The sequence below is a fragment of the Geomicrobium halophilum genome (assembly GCF_014207655.1).
Classification (GTDB): Bacteria; Bacillota; Bacilli; order Bacillales; family Marinococcaceae; genus Geomicrobium; species Geomicrobium halophilum.
The window spans coordinates 810,848-832,971 of sequence record NZ_JACHHJ010000001.1 but is presented as its reverse complement, the minus strand read 5'-3'; the positions used below and the strand labels follow the sequence as shown (position 1 = coordinate 832,971).

Genomic DNA, 22,124 nt, shown 5'->3' with positions numbered 1-22,124 from the left:
GAAAAATGCTACTCTTCCTGCTACCGGTTTTAAGGAAATTATTTTCAAAATAAAGAAAAAAGTAAGGCCAGAAGAATTGTAACATTCGATACATGTACGGGAACAAACAAACGCTTTTAGATAGGTTTTTTGCTCACAGTTCACCGCCTTGATCATTATCAAGGCGGCAATACGCTTATCATTCACTTAGATTTTCCAGTAATTCCTCGTACTGTTCATTCTCTGGATCGAGCTCTGCAGCTCGTTCCGCGTATTCATATGCTTGTTCTTCTTCACCCATCTCGGCGTAGACAAGCGCGAGATTATAAGAAGCTTCGTGGAAATCTGGATTCTCTTCTATCGCTTCTAGAAAATAACCCTCGGCTTCCTCATAGTTTTCACGACCTAACTCGGCTGTCCCAATCATAAAATAGGCCTCGGGCATATCGGTATCATCGATCACCTCAGCCATCGTTTGGTAAGCTTCATCATACTCATCTTCTTCCAAAAACTCCTGGCTCAGTTGAATTTCTACGAGTGGCTGTGATGCCCCACCCATACTTTCTCCGTAATATCCGTAACCATATAGACCTGCAATTAAAGCGGCAATAGCAACAACAATACTTGTTTGCCTGATCTTGAATTTGTGGCCCGGCATTCCTACTGTAGCAGCAGCTAGAAATCCACCAACCAGTCCTCCCATATGGGCCCCGTTATCCACCATCGGAACGACCGTCCCAAAAATAATGTTAATCACAAGAATCACAATTACACTTTTCCCAATGGTCCGGAAAAAAAGTCGGCGGCGAATCACTCCAAAGTAAACCAAAGCACCGAAACAGCCAAAGATTGCGCCTGAGGCTCCCGCTGAAACTTGATCGGTAAAAGCATAGCTTGCAGTAGAGCCCACAATTCCAGCAATTAAATAGATCCAAATAAATCTTGATGTTCCGAAGATCCGTTCTACAGCCATCCCTAAAAAGAATAACGCCATAGAATTCATTAATAAATGCAACAACCCTATGTGCAAAAACATAGAAGTAATGATGCGCCACCATTCGCCCTCATCAATCGCTGGATTATATTTCGCTCCAAAATCAATCAGTGCTAATACATCCGTTGTACTTGCTGTCATTTCGATCAGGGCAAAAATAATTAAAATCGAAGCAAGTAAAGCTATGGTAAATCGAGGTTTTCCGTATGTAAAAACCTTAATAGCTTCTTCCTGTTCGTCCTCAATCTTTTTTATAACTGCCTGCCGTTGCCTCGTCATTTTTTGTGCGCGCAAATCTTCATCCTCAATGAGCATCTCTTCTTTGCTCGGCCAATTTGCCTCTGCACCCAACAAACCTAAAAATCTGACGATATCATCACTCTTATGGGCTCCAATGGCGGCCGCAAACAACCATGTATGCATGGGCCTACGCTTGGCAGCATCTGTATAAATGATCTCCCCAGTCTTTTTTTTCCAGTCGTCCACGGGGGCCAGCGAAGTAATATACAGATTGTGATAGACAACATCTTTACGGGTAAACGAACGTTTAAATGATTGAAACTGACGGGCGTTTTCTTGAATATAATTTTCAAGACCACGACTCCAAGCCATATCAATTTTAGATAGAGAGATGATGATTTGTTCGTTATCTGTTTCCTTTTCAAGCCATAGTTGTTTTCGATCTTTACTGACGTGAGCTGCACGGAACTCGTTTCCCACCACAAGATGATGGGCGAGTTCCCAGAACAGCACGTCCTGGTCCCTAACTTCCATCGATTTCATCCTTTTGATTTTCCCTTTTCATGTGGCCATCGGCCAAGAGGATTTCTACTCTCTATGATAATCGACAAGGGTGATGAAATGCGAATAATTCGGTCTTACCGATGGCCAAATCATTATCACTTATACGTTTACATCGCAAAAGGGGAATAACGCCTTAAAAATCTTCGCCTTAATGGCGGGATCTCCATCACAGTTTTTATTAATACGCGACGGCTTGTTTTATTCTTCAGAAATAGACGCAGGAAATAACGGCGATAACGATACATAAGCAGAGTAAACAGGGTAATGATGATCCACATAAATATTTTTTGCACAATAAATCCCTCCCGTTTTTTCTTAGCTTGGCTGAAAGGTTCAGCCGCTATACGAGAAGGAAAATAAAAAGAGAAAGCAAAGGAGCTACCATCGTGCTTACCGTATTCACGATATTATTATCGATTCCTAGCACCCCTCGCGAGATTTTCGTTTTGCTGCCGCAATGCCGCTTTTCTTCTGTCATCGACTGACAATGAATGCACTTACGCTCTTCCTGAATAAAAGCGCCAATCAAGGTATCTGCCAGTGCGCCTGTAAACCCAGCAAGAGTCATTAATAATGCCCATTCTCCGTCTAACATGAGTATACTACCACTTAACGCGATTAATGCACTCCCCACAAAGCTGAAAAGCGTTCCTACAACAGTAATTGCACCAGATCTGCCTATCGATGCACGACCGCGCTTTCTTAGATGATACGGTCTTCCTCCCCAACGCCTGCCGCCTTCAGTTGCCCAAGTATCACTATTCGCAGCGGCAAATGCACTAATAAAAAGGATCATGGCGAGCTCATCATCAACAAATAAAAGAGAAGATAAAGCAGCTAGTGTGGCCACTCCTCCATTTGCAAACACCTGTCCAACTGTACGGACCTCATGTTCCCGTTTAAACTTCCGAGTTGGCACTCGCCCGAGCAACGTGCTGCTTACAAAAAATATGGCTAGAACTAGTAAACCTTCATAACCAAAGGAGATTAAAATTCCTACACCAACAACAAAAGCTGTGATCGCTCCCCCGACAGATAATGACTGTAAGCGATAACCGAGATATGCCACGGTTGCAACAAGTACTGTTAAGAAGGTAGTCATTTATGGGTTCTCCGCAACGATTCGCTGAACTGGAATGTCGTGGCTTTCAATGGGAAGGCGTGAAAACATTTGAAAGGAAAACGCAAAAGAAACAGTTGGCCCTTTGTAGCAACCGAGAAAGCGGTCATAATAGCCCCCGCCAAACCCAATTCTATACCCAGCAACGTTAAAGGCAACTCCTGGTACAATAACGAGATCAAGTTCATCCTCGGGCACAAACGCGCATCGTGCTGGATCTGGCTCCAAAAGGCCATGACCCATCTGTTTCAGTTTCGAAAAAGAAGAGAGTGAATAAAACATAAGTGCATGGGATTTTACTTCTGTTTTTGGTATGACCACTTGCTTATTCTCCGCCCATGCCCTTTCGATCAAGTCTCGTGTAGGGACTTCTCGGTATGTATCAATCGTGGTTGCGATCACACCTGCGTCTTTCCAGATTTTATCACTATATAACTCCTCATGTAATAAACGGCCGCGTTTCTCTCTTTCGTCACTAGTCATCGTTTGGAAATGTTGACCTATATACGTTCGAATCTCCTTTTTCTTTCTCATCGCCGCCTCCCCCCATTCCGCTATCGGTAACACTTACTAGATTTTCTGAAGTATCTCAAGCCTGCGATTTGCTGATAAAAAAGAAGCAGCTGGATGATCCGGCTGCTTACTTCGTTTCACGATGAAGCGTATAGCGGTTAAGCCTTGGGCAAAACTTGTTCAATTCCATCCGTTCGGGATGCGTCCGTTTATTTTTAGATGTAATATAGTTTCGGTCTCCAGTCTCCGTACACGCTAGTGTTACTTGAACGCGCATAGCTATCCCTCCTCTTCATGAGCAATCATACCTGATTATACTAACAGATTTATGAGTATAAATCAATACAGATCCCGGGGTTTATCCAAATTCTAGGGAAGGGCAAATGACTTGATCGTGTCTTTTATCCTTCCATATCGATTTCTTCTTCCTCATCCCCCTGCTGATCTTGATACATTTCATCTTCATCTTTGACTTCCTCAGGTTCAGGCTGACCTTCTTGCATTTCGAAATATGCATCAAGGGATTGGCGCGTAATGTTATTTGCAAGTCCTGAAGCATTATCACCCGTGGAGAGATTAGGCACAATCACGGCAATAGCCACCTCCGGATCATCATGGGGGGCATATGCAATCATTGCCTGATTGTTTCCGTTCTGCCCGTTAACTGTCACCTGAGCCGTACCCGTTTTCCCTGCTGGAGAATAATCAGCTCCACTAAAATCACTGTAAGCAGTCCCGCCAGTTCCGTTCGACCCTGGCGTTTGCATCACTTGCCGCATTCCCTCGTGCATACGGTCAAAATCCGCAGTCGTATTATTCACTGAATTTAAGACTTCAGGGGTAAATTGACGAACGACAGCCCCTGTCTCTTCACTGCCTGTCGCCGGTTCACGAATTTCCTTCACAAGCTTCGGTTTTATACGATCGCCATCGTTGGCCAATGTCGCTGTATATTGCGCCATCTGCAGCGGTGTATACGTATCAAACTGCCCAAAACTCATAAAGAGAAGGTTTTCGGGATTCTCAGTTCCTTCGATTCCCGTCATTTCAAACGGTAAATCAATACCCGTTTCCGTACCAAGCCCAAATTGACGATAGTGATTACGCAACATTCGATAAGCAGTGCTGGCACCTGACCAGTCCGTGCCACTTGCCCCATACTCATAATCCGCCATTTCCATGGCAATTCCCGCCATATAAATGTTCGAGGACATCCTGATGGCATCGATGTCATCCACAGTCCCCATATTACGCCATGAAGACACCGAACGAGCATCTCCCGGAAATGTCAGTGGCCGATCATTGTAGGTACTTCCGTGATCGATCACATCATGGGTATAACCAGCGAGTACCGTTGCAGGTTTTATTGTTGAACCGATCTCAAATGCGTTTGTTACCGTACCAAGGTGATCTCCATAGCTTGCCATCGAGAGAATTTCACCCGTATCTGGCTCCATCATGACGACATAAGCTTCTCGATCGTCCAAAAATGTATCCCCGCTTGCGCCATCGATGACTCCCTGAATAATGCTGTCCAATTCTTGTTGTAAAGCCATGTCGATCGTTAAGACGAGATCATTTCCCCTTTTTCCAGGGTCCATCGTTTCATTTCCGTCTGCATCTGTAGTCATCTCGGCTTTTTCTCCACGCAGCACGTCCTCATATTCATTTTCCAAGAAAGTAGTTCCGATCGTATCGGACCGTTCGTATCCTTCGCCTATGTACTGCTCCAGATTTTCAGAAGGAATGGAACCTGTTTGACCCAGAAACCTCGAAAAGCTTTCACCATAGGGGTAAAAGCGAACCGAATCACGCATAATGTCTGTTCCTGGTAATTCATGTAACAACTCACCAATCGCATGAGCCGTCTCCTCCTCGATCTCTGCAATACGGTTCGGAGAGTAATTGTAACCACTGAGCATTTCAGTCCAAATGGCTACTGCCTCCATTTCATCCTCGTCCATATCAGCCATAATTTCATCTTGTGAAAGCATATCAAGCTGCAACTGGTAAACTTCCTCATCTTCCAACTCAGCTTGTTCTTGTTCACTAACTAACTGCTCAGCCTCATCTTCTCTCGTTTGCAGCCAATAGTCTTGCCATTCACGTTCAGTAATATCGTCAATATCGTCTTCAGTGATATCTAAAAAACTGGACAAACGATCAGCAATAGCGATTCGTTCTTCTTCATTACCGGGACGATTGGTATAAGTGAGCGATAATTGCAGCTCATTATCGACGACGGTATTCCCATTCCGATCTAACATTAATCCCCTGGGGGCATCAACAGTCGCCGTTTGCTCGCCTTCATCATTTAACATACTTTCGTATTCATCGCCCTCAACGATTTGGATAAAACCGAGTCGTAAAATCAATATAGAAAACAGGGCAAACACAGCAAAAAAAAGCACATTTAAACGAAACGGAATATGGTTTTTCCGCTTTTCTCTCACCATATGGTCTCTCCTCTCCCCACGAAATCGGTGAGTCTTCCTATACGATCTCATTGTAGCATAGCCCTCTGTACAATACACAGCAAAAATTTAAACTATGTTTGACGTTCCTGCTCATCTAGATTTTTACTGGAAAATTCATCATCGGGAAGATTTCCTTCAGAAGGCTCAATATTTCGTATCGCAAGATATAAGAAAAGATGACCTGCCCCAAATACTAACAGTGTAAAGAGGATCCCTTTTTCATCTCCAAATAAGCGAACCACGATCAGAAACCCGATAATTGATGCTGCCCTTCCTCCATTTACAAACCATTCCCTGACAATTAAGTACTCCACACGCATAGAAGCTGCTTTGTATGCTTTTCCAATAATATCGTAGGTCATGGATACAAATGGAACAAATATTAACGGATAAGCGGCAGATACAACAATTCCATAGGAGAGCAGTCGTAAATAATTTGCCTCCGGAACGATAAAGAAAAGAGCAAAATACAACATTAAAGAACCAATAAGAATAACCCGTTTTCGTAGGCGGACAGGGAGAAAACGTCCAACAATAAAATAACAACAAAAAGATACCGCTGACGTAATCAGACCATACATCCCTAAAGCCAGTTCACTTTGTGTTGTGGTATAGACCCATAACACAATCACAAATGTAAATACACCTTCTCGTAACCCTTGAAAAAAATGAGCAAAAAGGATTCGACGCCAATCGAAATCTTCATGACGGCGCTGCCATACTTTACTAATGCGAAAAATACCTGACGATGATCTTTTTTTAAACTTGAAACTCAGTATGACCGCGACGGCAAAAAACAATAGAGAAATTGTAAAAATGGTTTGATAGCCGCTAAAGCCTGGAAACCAAGCAATAATAACCCCGGCAGCCAAAGGTCCAATCATTCCGGCAAAAGACGTAAATAGACCTAGATAACCATTGAATGCATCTCGCGATGTCGGAGATGTGATTTCAAAAGTAAGTACATTAAAAGCAAGCCAATAAACACCAAAACCTAGCCCTAATAACATCCCTAATAATAGCAGCAGATCTTCAACATCCCCGCCGGCAAAAAGTACGGCAAAATAAAAAAGTGCCAGCAAAATAACACCAATTCTTAACACACTTGTTCGATCCATTCGCTTCACAAGACGACCAGCAAAAAAGAACGCGAGTGGTTGAAAGAGAACGGTGATCAGGTGATACAGGGCTATCGCTGTGATCTCACCGGATTGCTTCCATATGTATACATTAACAAATGTATTTGAAAGCGCCGTACTTAGCGCATATAAGCCACCAATCAATAATAAAAGCTTGAAGTCCTTCGTTGCCTCAACATTCTCTGGCAATAACCGCTTCAACAACGCAGATAACATCGCACACACCACCCTTGCCTTGGGATTAGCGTGTGCAATTACTCTCCTTCTATTCGTTAATATCCGTTCCCTTAGAAAAAAATTCCTTTTAGATGGATGATTATACAGAGGGGGTTAAAGAAGGGGGACAAAAAGAAGAAACGAGTTGTTTGAGAACAATATAGCCGGAGTAGTTTGTCACTTCGCAACCATAAACGTTTCACGAAGGATGAAAGTTTTAGCGCAGTACGCAAGCACCCCTGTCCTTTGAGGGCATTCATTAAAAAACCCTCAGAAGGATGCATCCTTCTGAGGGTAAAATCTCTTACGCTTCTTTATAACGTCTTTCTACTTCTGGCCAGTTTACGACGTTCCAGAATGCTTTTACATATTCTGGACGACGGTTTTGATATTTAAGATAGTAAGCATGCTCCCAAACATCAATGCCAAGAACCGGTGTTTTTCCTTCTGTGAGTGGAGAATCTTGGTTGAGTGTATCTTGGATCTCTAGATCACCATTATTAACGACGAGCCAAGCCCATCCTGATCCGAAACGTCCAAGTGCCGCGTTTGTAAATTCTTCCTGGAATTGGTCAAAGCTTCCCCATTTCTTCTCAATCGCTGAAAGCAAATCACCAGATGGTTTTCCGCCACCGTCTGGACTAAGAATTTGCCAAAAAAGCGAGTGATTGGCGTGACCGCCGCCATTATTACGAACCGCGGTACGGATATCTTCAGGTACTGATTCTAAATTCGTGACGAGATCTTCAACACTTTGCTTTGCAAGACTGTCATGACCAGAAAGCGCATCATTTAGTTTTGTTACATACGTATTATGGTGCTTGCCATGATGGATTTTCATCGTTTCCTCATCAATGTGTGGTTCCAATGCATCTGTTGGATATGGAAGATCAGGAAGTTGATAGTTAGCCATATAAACCGCCTCCTATGTGGGTGTAATTTTGATTGGATTTGTATGCTGCTTTTAAAGGTAATCAACCTCTCTATGTTTAGGTGTTCCCGCGTGTTATAGACTTTAAACCTCTTTTTTATAATTTATATAGATTTTTATTGAAAAAAGAATAGTAAATTCCGAGGATATATGGGGATCTGCCATCTGTCTATACTTGTAGCTCATCATTTACGATGTTTGAAAAAACGTTTCTACTGCACAGCCATCGTTTTTTTATGCGACAATCCGATAATTAGAGATTATTATAATATAAAAAAACACCCCATTGGGTGCGTTATAACGGATGATATGGTGGACCCTGTAGGATTCGAACCTACGACCGGACGGTTATGAGCCGTCTGCTCTGACCAACTGAGCTAAGGGTCCTTATGGGGCGGTTGATGGGAATTGAACCCACGAATGCCGGAACCACAATCCGGTGCGTTAACCACTTCGCCACAACCGCCACATTCTCTATTAATCATGGTAGCGGCGGAGGGAATCGAACCCCCGACCTTACGGGTATGAACCGTACGCTCTAGCCAGCTGAGCTACACCGCCATCAGTGCTGCGACAATGGATAATATACCATATAACAAATCGGACAGCAACCATTTTCTTTCATTTTACGTTAAAACCACCAACTAAATCCTATCATTAAAAGACCGATGAACAGCAAGATGAACTTACATACGACTCCGGCCAAAAAGCCGAGTAGGGAACCTACGCCAATTTTAGCAAGCGACTTAACGGTTCTCCCTCCAGCGATCAATTCTCCAATAATTGCACCAGCTATCGCTCCTATAATGATCCCTAGAACAGGGATGATAAACGGACCAATGACAAGTCCGATGACACTTCCCCATACAGCTGCTTTAGAACCGCCAATACGTGTGATCCCGAAATAACTTGTTAAAAAGTCAACGACAAACAAGAGGATAACGATCAACAGCTGCCCGATCCAGAAACCTATCCCAAAGGTCCCAAACCCTATATATAATCCAAAAAAGACAATCGAAAGAATATACATAGGTCCGCTCGGGACAATGGGGTAAACCGCTCCAATAATGGCAAGAGCAAAAGCAATAAATGCTAAGCCGATCCATATGACATCCACGAGTATAGACCCCCCCTGGCAACCCGCAGACGCACATTTTCATGCATCTGCGGTCCTTGGCAGTTATTTTTCGTTTAAAACCGCTTCTGCAATATTTACAGAATGATCACCAATACGTTCAAGATTACTTACGATATCAACAAAGACGACACCAGCAGATCCTGAGCAGCGCCCCTCATTCATACGCAAAATATGCTTGCGGCGCATTTTCCTTTCCATTTTATCGATCTCGTCTTCTTGTTGTTCGGTTGCGCGGGCTGCATCTAAATCATGATGTTCGAGTGCATAAATGGCATCTTGCAACGTATGAAGCGTTAATGAAAACATTTCATCAAGATCTTGATTTGCTTCCTCAGAGATCACGACCTTGTTTTTCATCTGGTAGTCGATGAGTTCCATGATGTTTTCCATATGATCCCCAATCCGTTCGATATCACGTACCGTATCAAAGAGCATCGTATGCAAATAGGAATTTTCATTTGATAAAGACCGGTTGGAGAGTTGCATTAAATAATCTGTGATCGTACGATCCAAATTATTAATGGCCTCTTCATATTGAACGATCCGTTCTGCAGTTCTTCGATGGCGATTGTCCCTATATTCATTCACTTCCTTCAGACCATTTTTCGCAAATTCTCCCATTCGTAAAACTTCAGCGCGCGCCTGACCTAAAGCAATCGCCGGTGCCCGTTGAATGAAGGAAGGATCAAGGTGTTTTGCTTTGTGCTCAATTTCATCGTTCTTTCCGGGGATAAGCTTAGTAACAATGGCTGCCAATACCCCAATAAATGATACTTGCATGAGTAGGTTTGCGAGGTTATAAGAACCATGGGAAACAGCAATAGTCATCGGTGGAACGAGATTAAAATTCTCTTCAATCATCATCATCAAAGCCGTAAATGGCTGTAATAAAATCAGGATAATGACCGCCCCTATTAAGTTAAAAATAACGTGACTGAGTGCAGCTCGTTTGGCGGCGACAGATGCACCGATCGAAGCTAACACCGCGGTTATCGTTGTTCCGATATTGTCACCGAATAATACAGGAAGAGCAGCATTTAAATCGATAGCCCCTGCATCATAAAGTTGTTGTAATAAACCAATCGCTGCTGTGGAACTTTGTACAATGACTGTAAAGGCAGTTCCAATCACTACTCCTAAAATCGGGTTATCACTCATGCTGACGGTAAGCTCCTCAAACACAGGGCTATCCGCTAACGGGGCTACCCCGTCTCCCATAATACTTAAACCAAGAAACAAGGCCCCAAACCCAAATATCACTTGCCCGAAATTGTTCGCCTGCCTATTTTTAAAGAAAAAAATTAAGAATGTCCCAATGAATATAATCGGCAAGGCGTAATCCGTAATGTCAATTCCAATAATAAACGCGGTGGCGGTCGTTCCTACATTTGCGCCCATAATGACCCCGATAGCCTGACGCAATGTCATAAAGCCGGCATTTACAAGGCCAATCGTTAATACAGTCGTGCTTGTACTTGACTGTAACAAGACCGTTACCACAATCCCTACAATCACACCTTTAATTGGATTAGAGGTAAAGCGATCAAGCAATTCACGTAAACGATCACCGGCAATTTTCGTAAGGCCGTCACTCATAAATTTGAGGCCAAACAAAAAAATCCCCAGACCCCCGAAAAACGCAAACAGGAGCTCTTGCAAGTCCAAAGTCAACTCATCCCTTCGAAAAGTAATAATAACAATATTAATGATGATAGATTACCCTTGTCTATTATTCACGAAGCTCAATGGTTTGTAAAGAATATGTAGCGATTTTTCTGTTATAATCGACAAAGTGTCGGATGCATGTGTGTTTGTTTCTCGCATCAACACGTACCGTAAATAACCTAACATAATAGAGGAGCGTAGTCACTGTGAGTATTTGGAAATCTTTTTTTTATAGCTTATATTCACCAACCATGATCGGTCGTTTTCGTATGCAGAAAATCGGGAGAACGATTTTATATATTTTCCTACTCGTGCTGATTACGAGTATTCCCGCAGCCATTTCAATCAGCTCTACCATTAATATGGCTGGAGAACGGTTGGAGCTAGTGCTTTCAGATGAAATCCCTGATTATAGTATTGGTTCAGGTTCAATTTCAGTCGAGGAGGGCTCTTCCCCTTATATGACACAAACAGACGGTACAGTCATCATTCTGGATGATACTGGGGAAGTGACTCCTGACGATGTAGCTGGGGAAACAGATGTCACTGCACTTCTTGATGATCGTGTCCTCGTGATGGATGAAGGTGAACAAAACGAGTTTGCGTATGGAGAATTTAGTTTTACCAAAGAGGAACTACAAGAAGCAACAGCCAGCTTTCTGGAACTTCTCCCTGCTTATACTGCATTAGCTTTGCTCCTCCTATACTTATTAGCATCAGGGGTGAAATTTTTAGGTGTGTTCGCGATTTCAGGCATTGGGTTACTGCTAAAAAAAATCAGACCCACCCGCTTGCAATATCGGCATATTTGGGTAATGAGCGCTTATATCGCCACCTTGCCAACCGTTGTTGGTGCCTTACTCGATACGTTCATTCCCGAAATCGATACTTGGCTTTTTAACGATTTCTCTTTTATCCTGTATTGGCTCATGGTCCTTGTGATTTTTATTCTTGTTCTACGCACACTTCCGAAGCAAAAACCTCATCAATAGAAAAAGCGCCCTAAACAAAAGGGCGCTTTTTACCGTGGAGTAACGACAATACGGGTGCCATCCACAGACGTTACTTTAATATCTGTATCTTTTTCAAGCCATACAGCTCCTGTTGTTGCGCTGTACGTTTTACCTTCAATCTCCACAGTACCAATCGGCCTGAAGTCCGTAAGTGTCTTCCCTTCTTTACCTAAAAGCTCTCCATAGCTTTCATTCATGGAGTTATACCCTTCTTCACTTGTCATACTCTCGGTAAGAGTCATTTTCGACCATAAATCCCGGCGCGGGAAGACTTTCATAAAGAGTAAGGCCGCGAATCCTCCAAAGATCACCGCGCTACCAACCATCACCGCGTATATAAGATTGGGAGCGGGCACAGCAATACCAACGATCATCAAAAGGACACCAAAGAACGAAAGAAGACCGTCTCCTAGCAATTTGCCGTCGGTTAAAATCAATAACAACCCAGCTACGTAAAGGATAATTACCCATAAACCAGATGTATCTCCAATCTGGTGAGCGAAGTATAATGTAATTAACGAAAAACCGATAATCCCGAAAATGCCCTTTGCCTTAACAACCAACTCCCCAATAAAAAACATCGTAGCCAAGAATACGACAAGAAAACCAAACATGCTAATGTCTAACCATTCCATGTTAATCGCACCCCTTCCCATCATCCGCCTCTTAATCTTTACGTACAAACGATCGTAACGGTTTCATATCTATCTATGTTCATTGTAGCAAAAGTTTTAAAATCAATAAATCCACACGCTTTGATACTTAAGCTTATTTGACCACGACACACAAAAGAAACTCACGATGTGAAGTTCCATCGTGAGTTTCAAACGAACGTTAGGATGATTCAGACTCCGTACCGCCATCGAACCAGCCTTGGGCACTGTCGATCAATTCGCTAAAGAAGTCAAGTACAGATTGGAGGAAGTTTTGCGTATCTTCTCGGTTGATCCAATCGTCAAAATTATCGCGAATATGATCAATCTGGTTTTGGACTTGCCCCCAGTCGATATTCAAGTTTTGCATACGTTCAAAGAGAGATACAAGACCATCCATCTCTTCCTCGCTTAACGTTACCCCTATTTCATCAGCAATGCGCTCGATCAAAGCGCGTAAATCTTCTTCCGTTTCCACATTCTCTTCAGCGATCGCTTCTTTAATACTCGCCATTAACTCCGTGGCCTCTTCTGTACCGATTCTTTCACTCAAATCCGCTGTTTGTACCATCTCTTCGTTGGCTACTCGTTTTTGCTCCTCGGAAATATCAACATCCGCTTCCGTTTCATAAGCTTTGAGCAACCCTGTCAATGCCCCGGTACCGGAGACAGTTGTCGGCGCAGTTACATAGATGTCGGCATCCTCTACACCTGCGGTAATGAGTGCGTTGGCGTACATTCCTTCGGAGACGTAATCAATATTATTCGTCTCCACATCAAGACCTGTATCTTGCTCTTTTATCGTGATTTTTGAAGATGAAATGGCATTACTCCCAATTTTTCCTGCAGGTATAAACTCTGCCAAATATTCATGCTCTTCCTCATTGCTTACTTCTATAATCGTGTTATTTTCATCGCTATCCATTTCAGATAAGATCATTTCCCGCTCGTCAGCGCTTAAATCCTCGCCAAGGGTAATAATGACATCCCCTGGGGCAGCATCAGCATCTGCTTTGAGTGGTAAAAAAGCAAAGCTTGCACTAACCAATGCTGTGGCTGCGATCCATGCACCCATTTTTTTCATTTGGACTCCTCCTCTTTTACTTTCCCCTTATTTCTTACCATACGAAGCTGTAAAAGAAAAGAACATTATAGAGTTTTTGTTATTTTATAAGCATTTTTTTACAGGACAAGCATACCATGTAGGGAAAGGAGCAGATAACATGAAAAAATGGATATGGATTCTCGCCATTGCTACCGTTGGCTTTGCTATATATTATGATGTTTCACGTGGTACCCTTCCAATGATGGATGTATCGTCAGAGGTAACAGATGATCTACAGGTCGAGGAGACCAATGGTTCATTAGCATATGATCGAACTGTTGATATTGAAATCGAACCCGGCCAATCTTTATTAACCGTCGTCGAAGAACTCCATGAAACAGGAACTCCCGTTGCCATTGAAACCATTAAGGAAGATTTTATACATTTAAATGAGGGGCAGCCGCCTGAACAGCTTGAACATGGACAAGTCTATACATTCCCCTTGTATGAATCTTGACCATCTGTTGAAACAAACCCCAATGACTTGCCAATTTTACAACCCCGTTGCTACAATAAGATCAGTATGTGATACGACTTTTTTGAATAATAAACGCATACGTATGGTCATAATCAGCGTCATGTAAAGGGGCGGAAAAATACAGATGAGCGAAATTACCCATCGCAAAAACACAAGACGAGTTCGCGTTGGCAACCTTGTCATTGGCGGTAACGATGAAGTTATCATTCAAAGTATGACAACTACAAAAACCGAGGATGTCGAAGCAACTGTCGAAGAAATTTCACGTTTGGAAGAAGCCGGTTGTCATATCGTACGGGTAGCCTGCCCAAATGAGAAAGCTGCCGATGCACTTCCTGAAATTAAATCGCGTATCAATATCCCACTCGTCGTCGATATTCATTTCAACTATAAACTTGCTTTAAAAGCGATTGAAGCCGGTGCGGATAAAATTCGTATTAACCCAGGAAATATTGGTTCTCGTGAAAAGGTGGAAATGGTCGTTAAAGCTGCCAAAGAAAAAGGGGTACCCATTCGGATTGGTGTAAATGCTGGATCCCTTGAACGACATCTCCTTGAAAAGTATGGATACCCAACGGCAGATGCGATGGTCGAAAGTGCTCTGCACCATATCGCTATTCTTGAAGAGCTAGATTTCCATGACATTATCGTCTCCATGAAGGCATCCGATGTTAACCTTGCTGTTGAAGCTTATACAAAAGCGGCAGAAGCATTTAGTTACCCTCTCCATTTAGGAATTACGGAGTCCGGAACCTTATTTGCCGGTACCGTTAAAAGTTCTGCTGGTCTCGGAGCGATTTTGGAAAAAGGCATTGGAAATACAATGCGTATCTCACTAAGTGCCGACCCGGTTGAAGAAGTAAAAGTTGCTCGTGAACTCACGAAAACCTTTGGCCTTGCTTCAGATGCCGCTACATTAATTGCCTGTCCGACTTGTGGACGAATCGAAATTGATCTGATCAGCATCGCTAATGACGTCGAAGAATATATTTCCGAAGTTAAAGCTCCCCTCAAAGTAGCTGTCCTCGGTTGCGCTGTTAACGGCCCTGGGGAAGCACGTGAAGCAGATATTGGGATTGCTGGTGCTAAAGGGGAAGGTCTCCTCTTTAGACACGGAGAAATTATCCGTAAAGTTCCAGAAGAGACAATGGTGGATGAACTGAAAAAAGAAGTCGATAAGCTTGCTGAGGAACATTTTGCCAAACTAGAGGAAGAGAAAGCTGAAACTACCCAATAAACTTATGGCCTCTCATAAGTAAATGCCCGCTCATCTGTGGAGCGGGCATTTTTTTGTTCTACATAAAAGGCGCGAAAAAAATGGTCATGAGGATGGAAACAGCCCCAATACCTATGGCCCACCAACCGAGGGCGGAAGCACCTTTTTGACGTGCAAAGAAACCTGTGATAATTCCTGCTGCACCTAGTATGACCGGCAAGAAAAAAAGCGATACAAGCGACATGATAATCGCAGCCGTTCCAAGTCCCATTCCCAGGGAATCATCATTAACCGCAGGATCTTCCCCTTGCATAGGTTCATCAGATTCATTTAGGTCATCCCGTGAGGGATCTTGACCTTGTCCCGTAACACCTGGGGAAGCAACTTCTGTTGAGGTTTCTTCCATATACTTCCCATTGTAGCTATCAATCAGTGGATCAACCATGACTGGGCGTTCTTCTGGTTGAGTGTTCTCTTCCGATTGCTGACCATTCTTTTGATCGCTACGATATTGATCCGCCAAACCTGATCTCCCCCCTTGCCCGGTTTATCCCCGGGTATTTCTAGTTTGGCTGGATACACGCCCAATTATCGGTTACAACTATTGTATGTATCTCCATGAACTGGTTATAAAAATGAAAACCGTACCCTTGACCAGGTACGGTTTTTAGCTTAAAGCAGTCTCCTCTTGCTCTTGGTGACAAGGAGGGCAGTAACCAAAAATTTCAAACTTATGGCTCGTTACTTTAAAATCATCTTCTCCTAAATTTAATTCTTCCATAGGACAAGCAGGAATATGCTTCGTTGTTCCACATGCCAAACAAATCATATGATGATGGTGACTTCCTGCACAGCTGAGACGAAACCGCTTCTCACCTTCCCATTCGCTTGCTTCCAAGATGCCTATTTCAGCAAATAAGGAAAGGTTTCGGTACACGGTGTCATAACTCAGCCCATCATATTGCTTCTGCATAAACGCCAGCACTTGTTTTGCCGGCACGTACCCATTTTGCTTGTCTAAATATTCGAGAATTTCCTGTCTTTTATCCGTGTATTTATACCCTTTATCTTTTAACCTGGACATAGCCGTATGAACATCCATGATTGGATTCCCTCCGTTTTCTTTGACGGATCCGTCGTCATTGTATCAAAAAAAACTATCCAGCGTCAGGTTCTGCATATTTAGTCTGAAATGATTTCCGATTTAACTTTTGCAAAAAGATGCTCAAGAGTAAAATCAACACTGCAGCGACCACAATGACACCACCTGGAGCCAAATCTAAATAAAAGCCCAAAATGATGCCGGCAAGGACAGCAATTTCTCCAAAAACAGCGGAATAAAAAAACATCTGTTTAAAACTTTTTGCCCATTGCATCGCGGCGGCAACCGGAAGTGCCATTAGCGCTGACACGAGTAAAATCCCTACGATTCTCATCGCGGCAGCAATGACAAGAGCTACAAGCACCGTAAAAATTAAGTCAAGCCACTTCCCTGACAAACCGGAGACTTTTGCTTGTTCTTCATCGAAAGAGAGGAAGAACCATTCTTTATAAAAAAGAATCAGCAGAGCACCTACAAGCAAGGAAACGATGGTGATCATATAGAAATCCGTCTGCCCGACAGCGGCTACACTTCCAAACAGATATGCAAATAAATCCGTATTAAAACCATCAGCAATGGAGATAAACACAACACCAAGACCGACACCGGCGGATAAAATAATGGGGATCGCTAATTCTTTGAAGTGGCTGTAAATTTTTCTCAGTTGATCAATAAATAACGCACCGATAATGGCAAAGGCCATCCCCATGTATAAAGGATCAACACCGGCAAGCCCGACGAAAACCGTCGCAAGCAGAAAGTGGAAAGCAATACCTGTAAGGGTAATATGGGACAAGGCATCCGCGACAAGTGACATCCGTTTCACTACGAGAAATACGCCCAGCAACGGGGCGACAAGTCCAATCAACATTCCTGAGAACAAAGCATTTCGCAGAAAATCATATTGAAAAAAAACGTCAATCATCGTGCCATTTCCTCGTGTTCATGAATGACATGTTGGACATCATAACCATAAAGCGCAGACAAATCTTTATTCGCTTCAAAATCGCGGGTACTTCCATGAAAATGCAACGTTTGATTTAAACAGGCAACGTCGGAAACGTATCGTGTCATTGTCCCGACATCATGGCTCACAAGTAAGAGCGTAAGACCATGAAATTGGTTTAGATTTCCCAATAGATCATAGAAATGTCTCGCTGAGTTAGCGTCAACACCAACCGTCGGCTCATCAAGAATAAGTAATTCTGGCTCGCTCACAAGCGCGCGCGCGATGAATACCCGTTGCTGCTGGCCACCTGACAGGCGCCCGATCGACTGTTTGGCGTAGGCACTCATCCCCACAGTTTCAAGCGCCTCATAAACGCGATGATGATCTTTTTTCTTAGGAAAACGGAATAAGCCAAGTTGACCAAACAACCCCATCGAAACGACCTCGAAAACCGTCGCAGGAAAACCGGCGTTAAAACGATTCGCTCGTTGTGAAACGTAACCGACTTTTCCCCACTTTGTAAAATGATTTACGTCGGTGCCGAATAAATGAATCGTTCCCGCTTGCGGTTTTAAGAGCCCGAGTATACACTTAATGAGTGTAGATTTCCCAGATCCATTTGGTCCTACGAGTCCAAGAAATGATCCTGGTTGAACATTTAGGCTAACACGATTTAAGACAGGTGAATTCTCGTATTGATATGATATCTGTTGAATATCAATAACAGCTTCGCTTTTTTTATACATACAAGGACCTCCCATTTGGAGACGAATCCGTGACCATCACGTGTTCAAAAAGGAGAACAAAAAGCCGAGAAGTTTTAGAAAATGTTAGCTTATCACCAAAATGACGAGTCTAGATTCTCTTATGCTCTGGAGTGCAAGAAAGCCCGTCTCGAGCATCCTGCTTGACCATGAAAGCATTCACTTCTCACGAAGGAAAAGCGGGTTCCTTTTCGAGGAAGTTTTCCCGGGCTTTTTGAACAAGCTCCTTAAACAGAATGATTACGATTTGACCTTTGTAGTATAACGTATCGTACTCCTTTTGTAAATGATCGGTAAATGGGGGTTATATTTATGCATGAAACGGAACGGATCGGAGTTATTGACCTCGGTTCAAATTCAATTCGCCTTGTCATTTATACAGTTGGGAAACACCGACGCTACCGCTCTCTTTTTAATTTAAAAGTAGCCGCCCGATTAAGCCAATATCTCGATGAAGAAACACAACTTCTAACCGCTAAAGGTTTTGCAGTTTTAGAAGAAATTTTTTCTCATTTTAAAGCCGTATTAGAAGCTCATCAAGTTCAAGAAGTCCGAGCGGTTGCAACTGCAGCTGTTCGTAAAGCGAAAAATCGCGAACAGATTCTTTCCTATGTTTGGGAAAAGACTGGTATTGAACTCCAAGTTTTATTAGGACAAGAAGAAGCCTACTATAGCTATCTTGCTACCATTCACTCGATCGATATTGAAGATGGGCTGATTTTTGATATGGGAGGGTCGAGTACGGAGGTTGCTGCGATGAAAAGTAAGAGGTTAACCCATGCCTACAGCTTTCCAATCGGTACGTTAACGCTCTTGCAACTTTGGGATGAAAACGCAGTCAATGCCTCGACAAAAAGAATTAAAAAGCTAGCCGCGAAAATGTTCAGCAGCCAACCTTGGCTAAAAAATATGAAAGTGCCGGCGATCGGCGTAGGCGGGAGTGTACGCCAACTTGCTGCGGTTCATCAGCATCGAAGAAATGACCCATTTCTAGGACTCCACCAATATGAGATGACTTCAGCTGAACTCAGGGATACGTACCACTATTTGCGTAAAATCCCTTTAGCGAAACGGGGAAAAGTTCCAAGCCTATCCAAAGACCGGGCCGATTATATCGTCCCTGCCGGCCTTTTTATTGCTGAATTGCTACGGCATATACAAGCCACAAGTCTTATTATTAGTCAAAAAGGGATCAGGGATGGATTGCTTTTTGAATCCATGCGAAAAAAGCACCAAACGCTTCCTACTGTCAAAGAGGAAACACTTCTGCAATTGCGTAAGGAATATAACCTTTATGAACCATTTGGAACTGGAGTGTACAGGGTTGCGACCAAGCTGTATCAGGCATTACATCCAAAGCCTAATAGCGCCGACAACGCTCGTGATCAGATGCTCCTTTTCTACAGTGCTCACTTAAAAGGGCTTGGTGCCTATATCGATGAGGAGCAATCCCATGAGCATACGTTCTCTGTACTTACCAATCGTTCGCTGGATGGATTTACACACGAACAACAAATAGCGATTGCACTCATCGCTTCTTTTACTACTTGTAAACAATTACGTAAAAAAGCTTCCCAATTCCAACGACTATTAAATGGAAAGGTATTAAAGAACTATGAGCAGCTCGGAGCTATTCTACGCTTTTCAAATGGGCTATTTACCACTGGTCGTTCCATTGTCGATAACATCAAAATCCAATCATCTACACGTGGACGTAAAAATAAGATATTCATTTATACAAAAGGGAAAGGCAAATACTTTGAAGAAATACAGGCTTCAAAGGACATTGGGCAATTAGAAAAAGCCTTGCACACTCGTTTTACGCTCATTTTTAAATAATATTAATCCTCAAAAGGGAGAGTCATAATCGTAGCTGTGCCTTTCCCTTTTTCACTTTCAATCCGAAAGCTCCCTCCATGGTCTTCGATAATTTTCTTTGATAAGGAAATCCCGATACCGGTCCCCTTCTCTTTCGTCGTCGTAAACGGTTCTCCAAGTTTATCCAAAATTTCTTCAGGTATTCCTTCCCCATTATCTTTAACCGTGATTTCATAATCTTTCTCAAATTCTTTAGTGATTAAAGAGAATAATTTATAGCTCATCCCTTCAGGATAGGCCTCCATAGAGTTTCTAAGTAAATTTAAGATGACTTGTTTGATCATCGTATCATTCATTTGAATCGTTCGATTCGTTTCGGATAAGCTCGCTTCGAAGTGGACATCATTTAACAAACATTCAGAGCGAATAATATCCTCGACGGATCGAATGACTCCCATTGGATTTTGCGCTTGTATCTCAAACCTTTTTCGGGAAATAGACAAAAAATTTTCAATGATCACATTCATGCGATCAACCTCACCGAAAATGGTTTGTGAATATTTATGAAAGCTATTCGTCAGTTCCGACAATTGTAAAAAGCCCCGAATCACAGATAAGGGATTTCTCAATTCATGAGCAACACCAGCAGCCAGATGGGAGACTGACTCCATTTGCTGTTTGTATGCAAGTAAATGTTCATACTTCATTTGTGAACTTTCGTCGAATAGTAAACCAATGACTTCCTGACATTGGGGAACGTAAAGCGCAATCGCTCTTAAACGCATGCTGGCCTCTTCTTCATCTCCTGTTACTCGTTCACTCGACGATCTTTTAATAAGCGCTTCCATAACAGTCTCATAAATACAGGCTCCCGGCAATGATTCAAGGCGAAGACGCTCAAACCCCAGACTTGAATCAGGATTCGTTAGTTTAGGAAAAACAAATTCAAAGAACATTCGATTATTTTCAACAATTTCTAATTCATGATTTACTCGGACATAACCGCAAGGAAGACTTTTAAAGAGCTCCTCTATGTTTTTCCACTCTTCTTTTAACTGGACTTTTCCGCTTAAATAGATATAACCTTTATGATAACAACCGTGATAAAGGATTTGCTTCCTCAACCCATATACATGGTGGGTAATCGACAAGCAGCACCGTTCACCGGTGTCATACATCTGGTTAAAAAAAGTCTTAGCCCTTTCCTTTTCAGACCTGTGTAACGTTTGAAAGAATTGATTGTTATCCCCTAGAAACTGAGTGGCTTCTTCGTTCTTACTCAAGATTTTCCCGTTACACATCGCTACCAAACGTAATTCCTGGCTAAGGTCATCAAATATGGAGAAATGCTCATATCGATGATCTGGAATTGGAACATTCATATAAAATCCCCATTTCCTGCTCATATCTTTTTCGTTTGTGCTTATTATACTAAAATCCTTTTGTTATTCCTAGTACTGTTTAATCACTTAGGAACAATGCAACCCCATACTTGCATAAGCTAAGCATATCGAATGAGAAGGTGCAGAGTGTAGCAAAGGCCCTGTTACGATGTAAGAACCCCTCCACTGACAGAGGACATAGATGTTTACATTTGTGAGAAGACGGGCAGTAGGAATTAACTTCAGCGTGACATCTAGCTCCCTCACGCTTACAGGTCGACAGGCTTCTGCGCATGGTCCCTTCGGCGGCTTAATCGAAGTCCGCAAGTACTACAGACCACTATGTTCCCTGAAGTTTCTGAACATCTTTCAAAGGAAGTGATGGTTAATGTTTTATGGAATGATCCAACAGTATATCAATAGCATGACTCCTGAACAATTACAATCCCTTGCCTACAGCAAAGGCGTATTTCTTACTCAAGAAGAAGTGCGAACACTCATTTATCTTGTGAAAACCGAGCATGTTGATGTTTCCGATCAGGCCTCCGTGTATGCATTCATTAACAAAGTTGAAAAAGCAACATCAAAGGAACACGCGATGTTGCTTCATGATTTGTATGCGCAATACGGAGGGTTCTTATAATAGCAGGCCATTCGTTCAAAAGATG

General features: G+C 42.7%; 21 protein-coding genes and 3 tRNA genes. 5 read left to right on the top strand and 19 right to left on the bottom strand.

Features of this window, described 5'->3' with window-relative positions; translation table 11 throughout:
* Positions 1 to 178: 178 nt before the first annotated feature.
* From HNR44_RS04070 to HNR44_RS04010, 12 genes are all read right to left on the bottom strand, one after another.
* Positions 179 to 1,747 (bottom strand): rhomboid family intramembrane serine protease, encoded by a 1,569-nt coding sequence (locus HNR44_RS04070; RefSeq protein WP_184402811.1) that lies wholly within the window; start codon positions 1,745 to 1,747, stop codon positions 179 to 181.
* Positions 1,748 to 2,117: 370 nt separating this feature from the next.
* A complete protein-coding gene (locus tag HNR44_RS04060; RefSeq protein ID WP_184402809.1) occupies positions 2,118 to 2,879 on the bottom strand; it encodes a DUF92 domain-containing protein in 762 nt (253 codons plus the stop codon).
* Positions 2,880 to 3,431 (bottom strand): 5-formyltetrahydrofolate cyclo-ligase, encoded by a 552-nt coding sequence (locus tag HNR44_RS04055; RefSeq protein WP_184402808.1) that lies wholly within the window; start codon positions 3,429 to 3,431, stop codon positions 2,880 to 2,882.
* Between the two features lie 106 nt (positions 3,432 to 3,537).
* Positions 3,538 to 3,687, bottom strand: coding sequence for a 50S ribosomal protein L33 (gene rpmG / locus HNR44_RS04050; protein WP_142086354.1), 150 nt, complete (start codon positions 3,685 to 3,687; stop codon positions 3,538 to 3,540).
* 124 nt (positions 3,688 to 3,811) lie between these two features.
* Positions 3,812 to 5,866, bottom strand: a complete 2,055-nt coding sequence (locus HNR44_RS04045) for a peptidoglycan D,D-transpeptidase FtsI family protein (protein WP_184402807.1) — start codon at positions 5,864 to 5,866, stop codon at positions 3,812 to 3,814.
* A 92-nt stretch (positions 5,867 to 5,958) separates the two neighbouring features.
* Positions 5,959 to 7,242: an MFS transporter gene (locus HNR44_RS04040; RefSeq protein WP_184402806.1), complete on the bottom strand. Its 1,284-nt coding sequence runs from the start codon at positions 7,240 to 7,242 to the stop codon at positions 5,959 to 5,961.
* A gap of 304 nt (positions 7,243 to 7,546) precedes the next feature.
* Positions 7,547 to 8,155: a superoxide dismutase gene (locus HNR44_RS04035; protein ID WP_184402805.1), complete on the bottom strand. Its 609-nt coding sequence runs from the start codon at positions 8,153 to 8,155 to the stop codon at positions 7,547 to 7,549.
* 328 nt (positions 8,156 to 8,483) lie between these two features.
* Positions 8,484 to 8,560 (bottom strand) — tRNA-Ile (locus HNR44_RS04030).
* Between the two features lie 3 nt (positions 8,561 to 8,563).
* Positions 8,564 to 8,639: transfer RNA gene (locus tag HNR44_RS04025), tRNA-His, on the bottom strand.
* A gap of 18 nt (positions 8,640 to 8,657) precedes the next feature.
* Positions 8,658 to 8,734 (bottom strand) — tRNA-Met (locus HNR44_RS04020).
* A gap of 70 nt (positions 8,735 to 8,804) precedes the next feature.
* Entirely contained in the window at positions 8,805 to 9,290 is a 486-nt protein-coding gene (locus HNR44_RS04015) for a DUF456 family protein (RefSeq protein ID WP_184402804.1), read from the bottom strand.
* Between the two features lie 63 nt (positions 9,291 to 9,353).
* The gene (locus HNR44_RS04010) at positions 9,354 to 10,976 is read right to left on the bottom strand and encodes a Na/Pi cotransporter family protein (protein WP_184402803.1); all 1,623 of its coding nucleotides are present in this window, start codon (positions 10,974 to 10,976) and stop codon (positions 9,354 to 9,356) included.
* A 206-nt stretch (positions 10,977 to 11,182) separates the two neighbouring features.
* Here HNR44_RS04010 and HNR44_RS04005 point away from each other — a divergent pair, with 206 nt between their 5' ends.
* Positions 11,183 to 11,968 (top strand): DUF1189 family protein, encoded by a 786-nt coding sequence (locus HNR44_RS04005; protein WP_184402802.1) that lies wholly within the window; start codon positions 11,183 to 11,185, stop codon positions 11,966 to 11,968.
* A gap of 29 nt (positions 11,969 to 11,997) precedes the next feature.
* Here the strand turns inward: HNR44_RS04005 and HNR44_RS04000 are convergent, their stop codons facing one another.
* Together HNR44_RS04000 and HNR44_RS03995 are read right to left on the bottom strand one after the other, a co-directional pair.
* On the bottom strand, positions 11,998 to 12,624 hold the full coding sequence (locus HNR44_RS04000; RefSeq protein ID WP_184402801.1) for an NfeD family protein: 627 nt from the start codon (positions 12,622 to 12,624) through the stop codon (positions 11,998 to 12,000).
* A 199-nt stretch (positions 12,625 to 12,823) separates the two neighbouring features.
* Positions 12,824 to 13,726 (bottom strand): DUF1002 domain-containing protein, encoded by a 903-nt coding sequence (locus HNR44_RS03995; protein ID WP_184402800.1) that lies wholly within the window; start codon positions 13,724 to 13,726, stop codon positions 12,824 to 12,826.
* 139 nt (positions 13,727 to 13,865) lie between these two features.
* Here HNR44_RS03995 and HNR44_RS03990 point away from each other — a divergent pair, with 139 nt between their 5' ends.
* A complete protein-coding gene (locus HNR44_RS03990) occupies positions 13,866 to 14,204 on the top strand; it encodes a hypothetical protein (protein WP_184402799.1) in 339 nt (112 codons plus the stop codon).
* A gap of 139 nt (positions 14,205 to 14,343) precedes the next feature.
* Complete coding sequence (gene ispG / locus HNR44_RS03985) at positions 14,344 to 15,462, top strand: flavodoxin-dependent (E)-4-hydroxy-3-methylbut-2-enyl-diphosphate synthase (protein ID WP_184403545.1); 1,119 nt, start codon at positions 14,344 to 14,346, stop codon at positions 15,460 to 15,462.
* Positions 15,463 to 15,520: 58 nt separating this feature from the next.
* On the opposite strand, the gene HNR44_RS03980 is transcribed toward ispG, so the two are convergent.
* The 4 genes from HNR44_RS03980 to HNR44_RS03965 form a co-directional block, all read right to left on the bottom strand.
* Positions 15,521 to 15,964: a DUF308 domain-containing protein gene (locus tag HNR44_RS03980; RefSeq protein ID WP_184402798.1), complete on the bottom strand. Its 444-nt coding sequence runs from the start codon at positions 15,962 to 15,964 to the stop codon at positions 15,521 to 15,523.
* A gap of 144 nt (positions 15,965 to 16,108) precedes the next feature.
* The gene (locus HNR44_RS03975) at positions 16,109 to 16,543 is read right to left on the bottom strand and encodes a Fur family transcriptional regulator (protein WP_184402797.1); all 435 of its coding nucleotides are present in this window, start codon (positions 16,541 to 16,543) and stop codon (positions 16,109 to 16,111) included.
* A gap of 55 nt (positions 16,544 to 16,598) precedes the next feature.
* Positions 16,599 to 17,468: a metal ABC transporter permease gene (locus HNR44_RS03970; protein ID WP_184402796.1), complete on the bottom strand. Its 870-nt coding sequence runs from the start codon at positions 17,466 to 17,468 to the stop codon at positions 16,599 to 16,601.
* The gene (locus HNR44_RS03965; RefSeq protein WP_184402795.1) at positions 17,465 to 18,238 is read right to left on the bottom strand and encodes a metal ABC transporter ATP-binding protein; all 774 of its coding nucleotides are present in this window, start codon (positions 18,236 to 18,238) and stop codon (positions 17,465 to 17,467) included. The genes HNR44_RS03970 and HNR44_RS03965 overlap by 4 nt, the downstream gene beginning before the upstream one ends.
* A 330-nt stretch (positions 18,239 to 18,568) precedes the next feature.
* On the opposite strand from HNR44_RS03965, the gene HNR44_RS03960 reads away from it, so the two are divergent.
* Positions 18,569 to 20,095 (top strand): Ppx/GppA family phosphatase, encoded by a 1,527-nt coding sequence (locus HNR44_RS03960; protein ID WP_184402794.1) that lies wholly within the window; start codon positions 18,569 to 18,571, stop codon positions 20,093 to 20,095.
* 2 nt (positions 20,096 to 20,097) lie between these two features.
* Here HNR44_RS03960 and HNR44_RS03955 read toward each other — a convergent pair whose 3' ends face one another.
* Positions 20,098 to 21,456: a two-component system sensor histidine kinase NtrB gene (locus HNR44_RS03955; RefSeq protein WP_184402793.1), complete on the bottom strand. Its 1,359-nt coding sequence runs from the start codon at positions 21,454 to 21,456 to the stop codon at positions 20,098 to 20,100.
* A gap of 388 nt (positions 21,457 to 21,844) precedes the next feature.
* On the opposite strand from HNR44_RS03955, the gene HNR44_RS03950 reads away from it, so the two are divergent.
* A complete protein-coding gene (locus HNR44_RS03950) occupies positions 21,845 to 22,099 on the top strand; it encodes a DUF2624 family protein (RefSeq protein ID WP_184402792.1) in 255 nt (84 codons plus the stop codon).
* Positions 22,100 to 22,124: the final 25 nt, after the last annotated feature.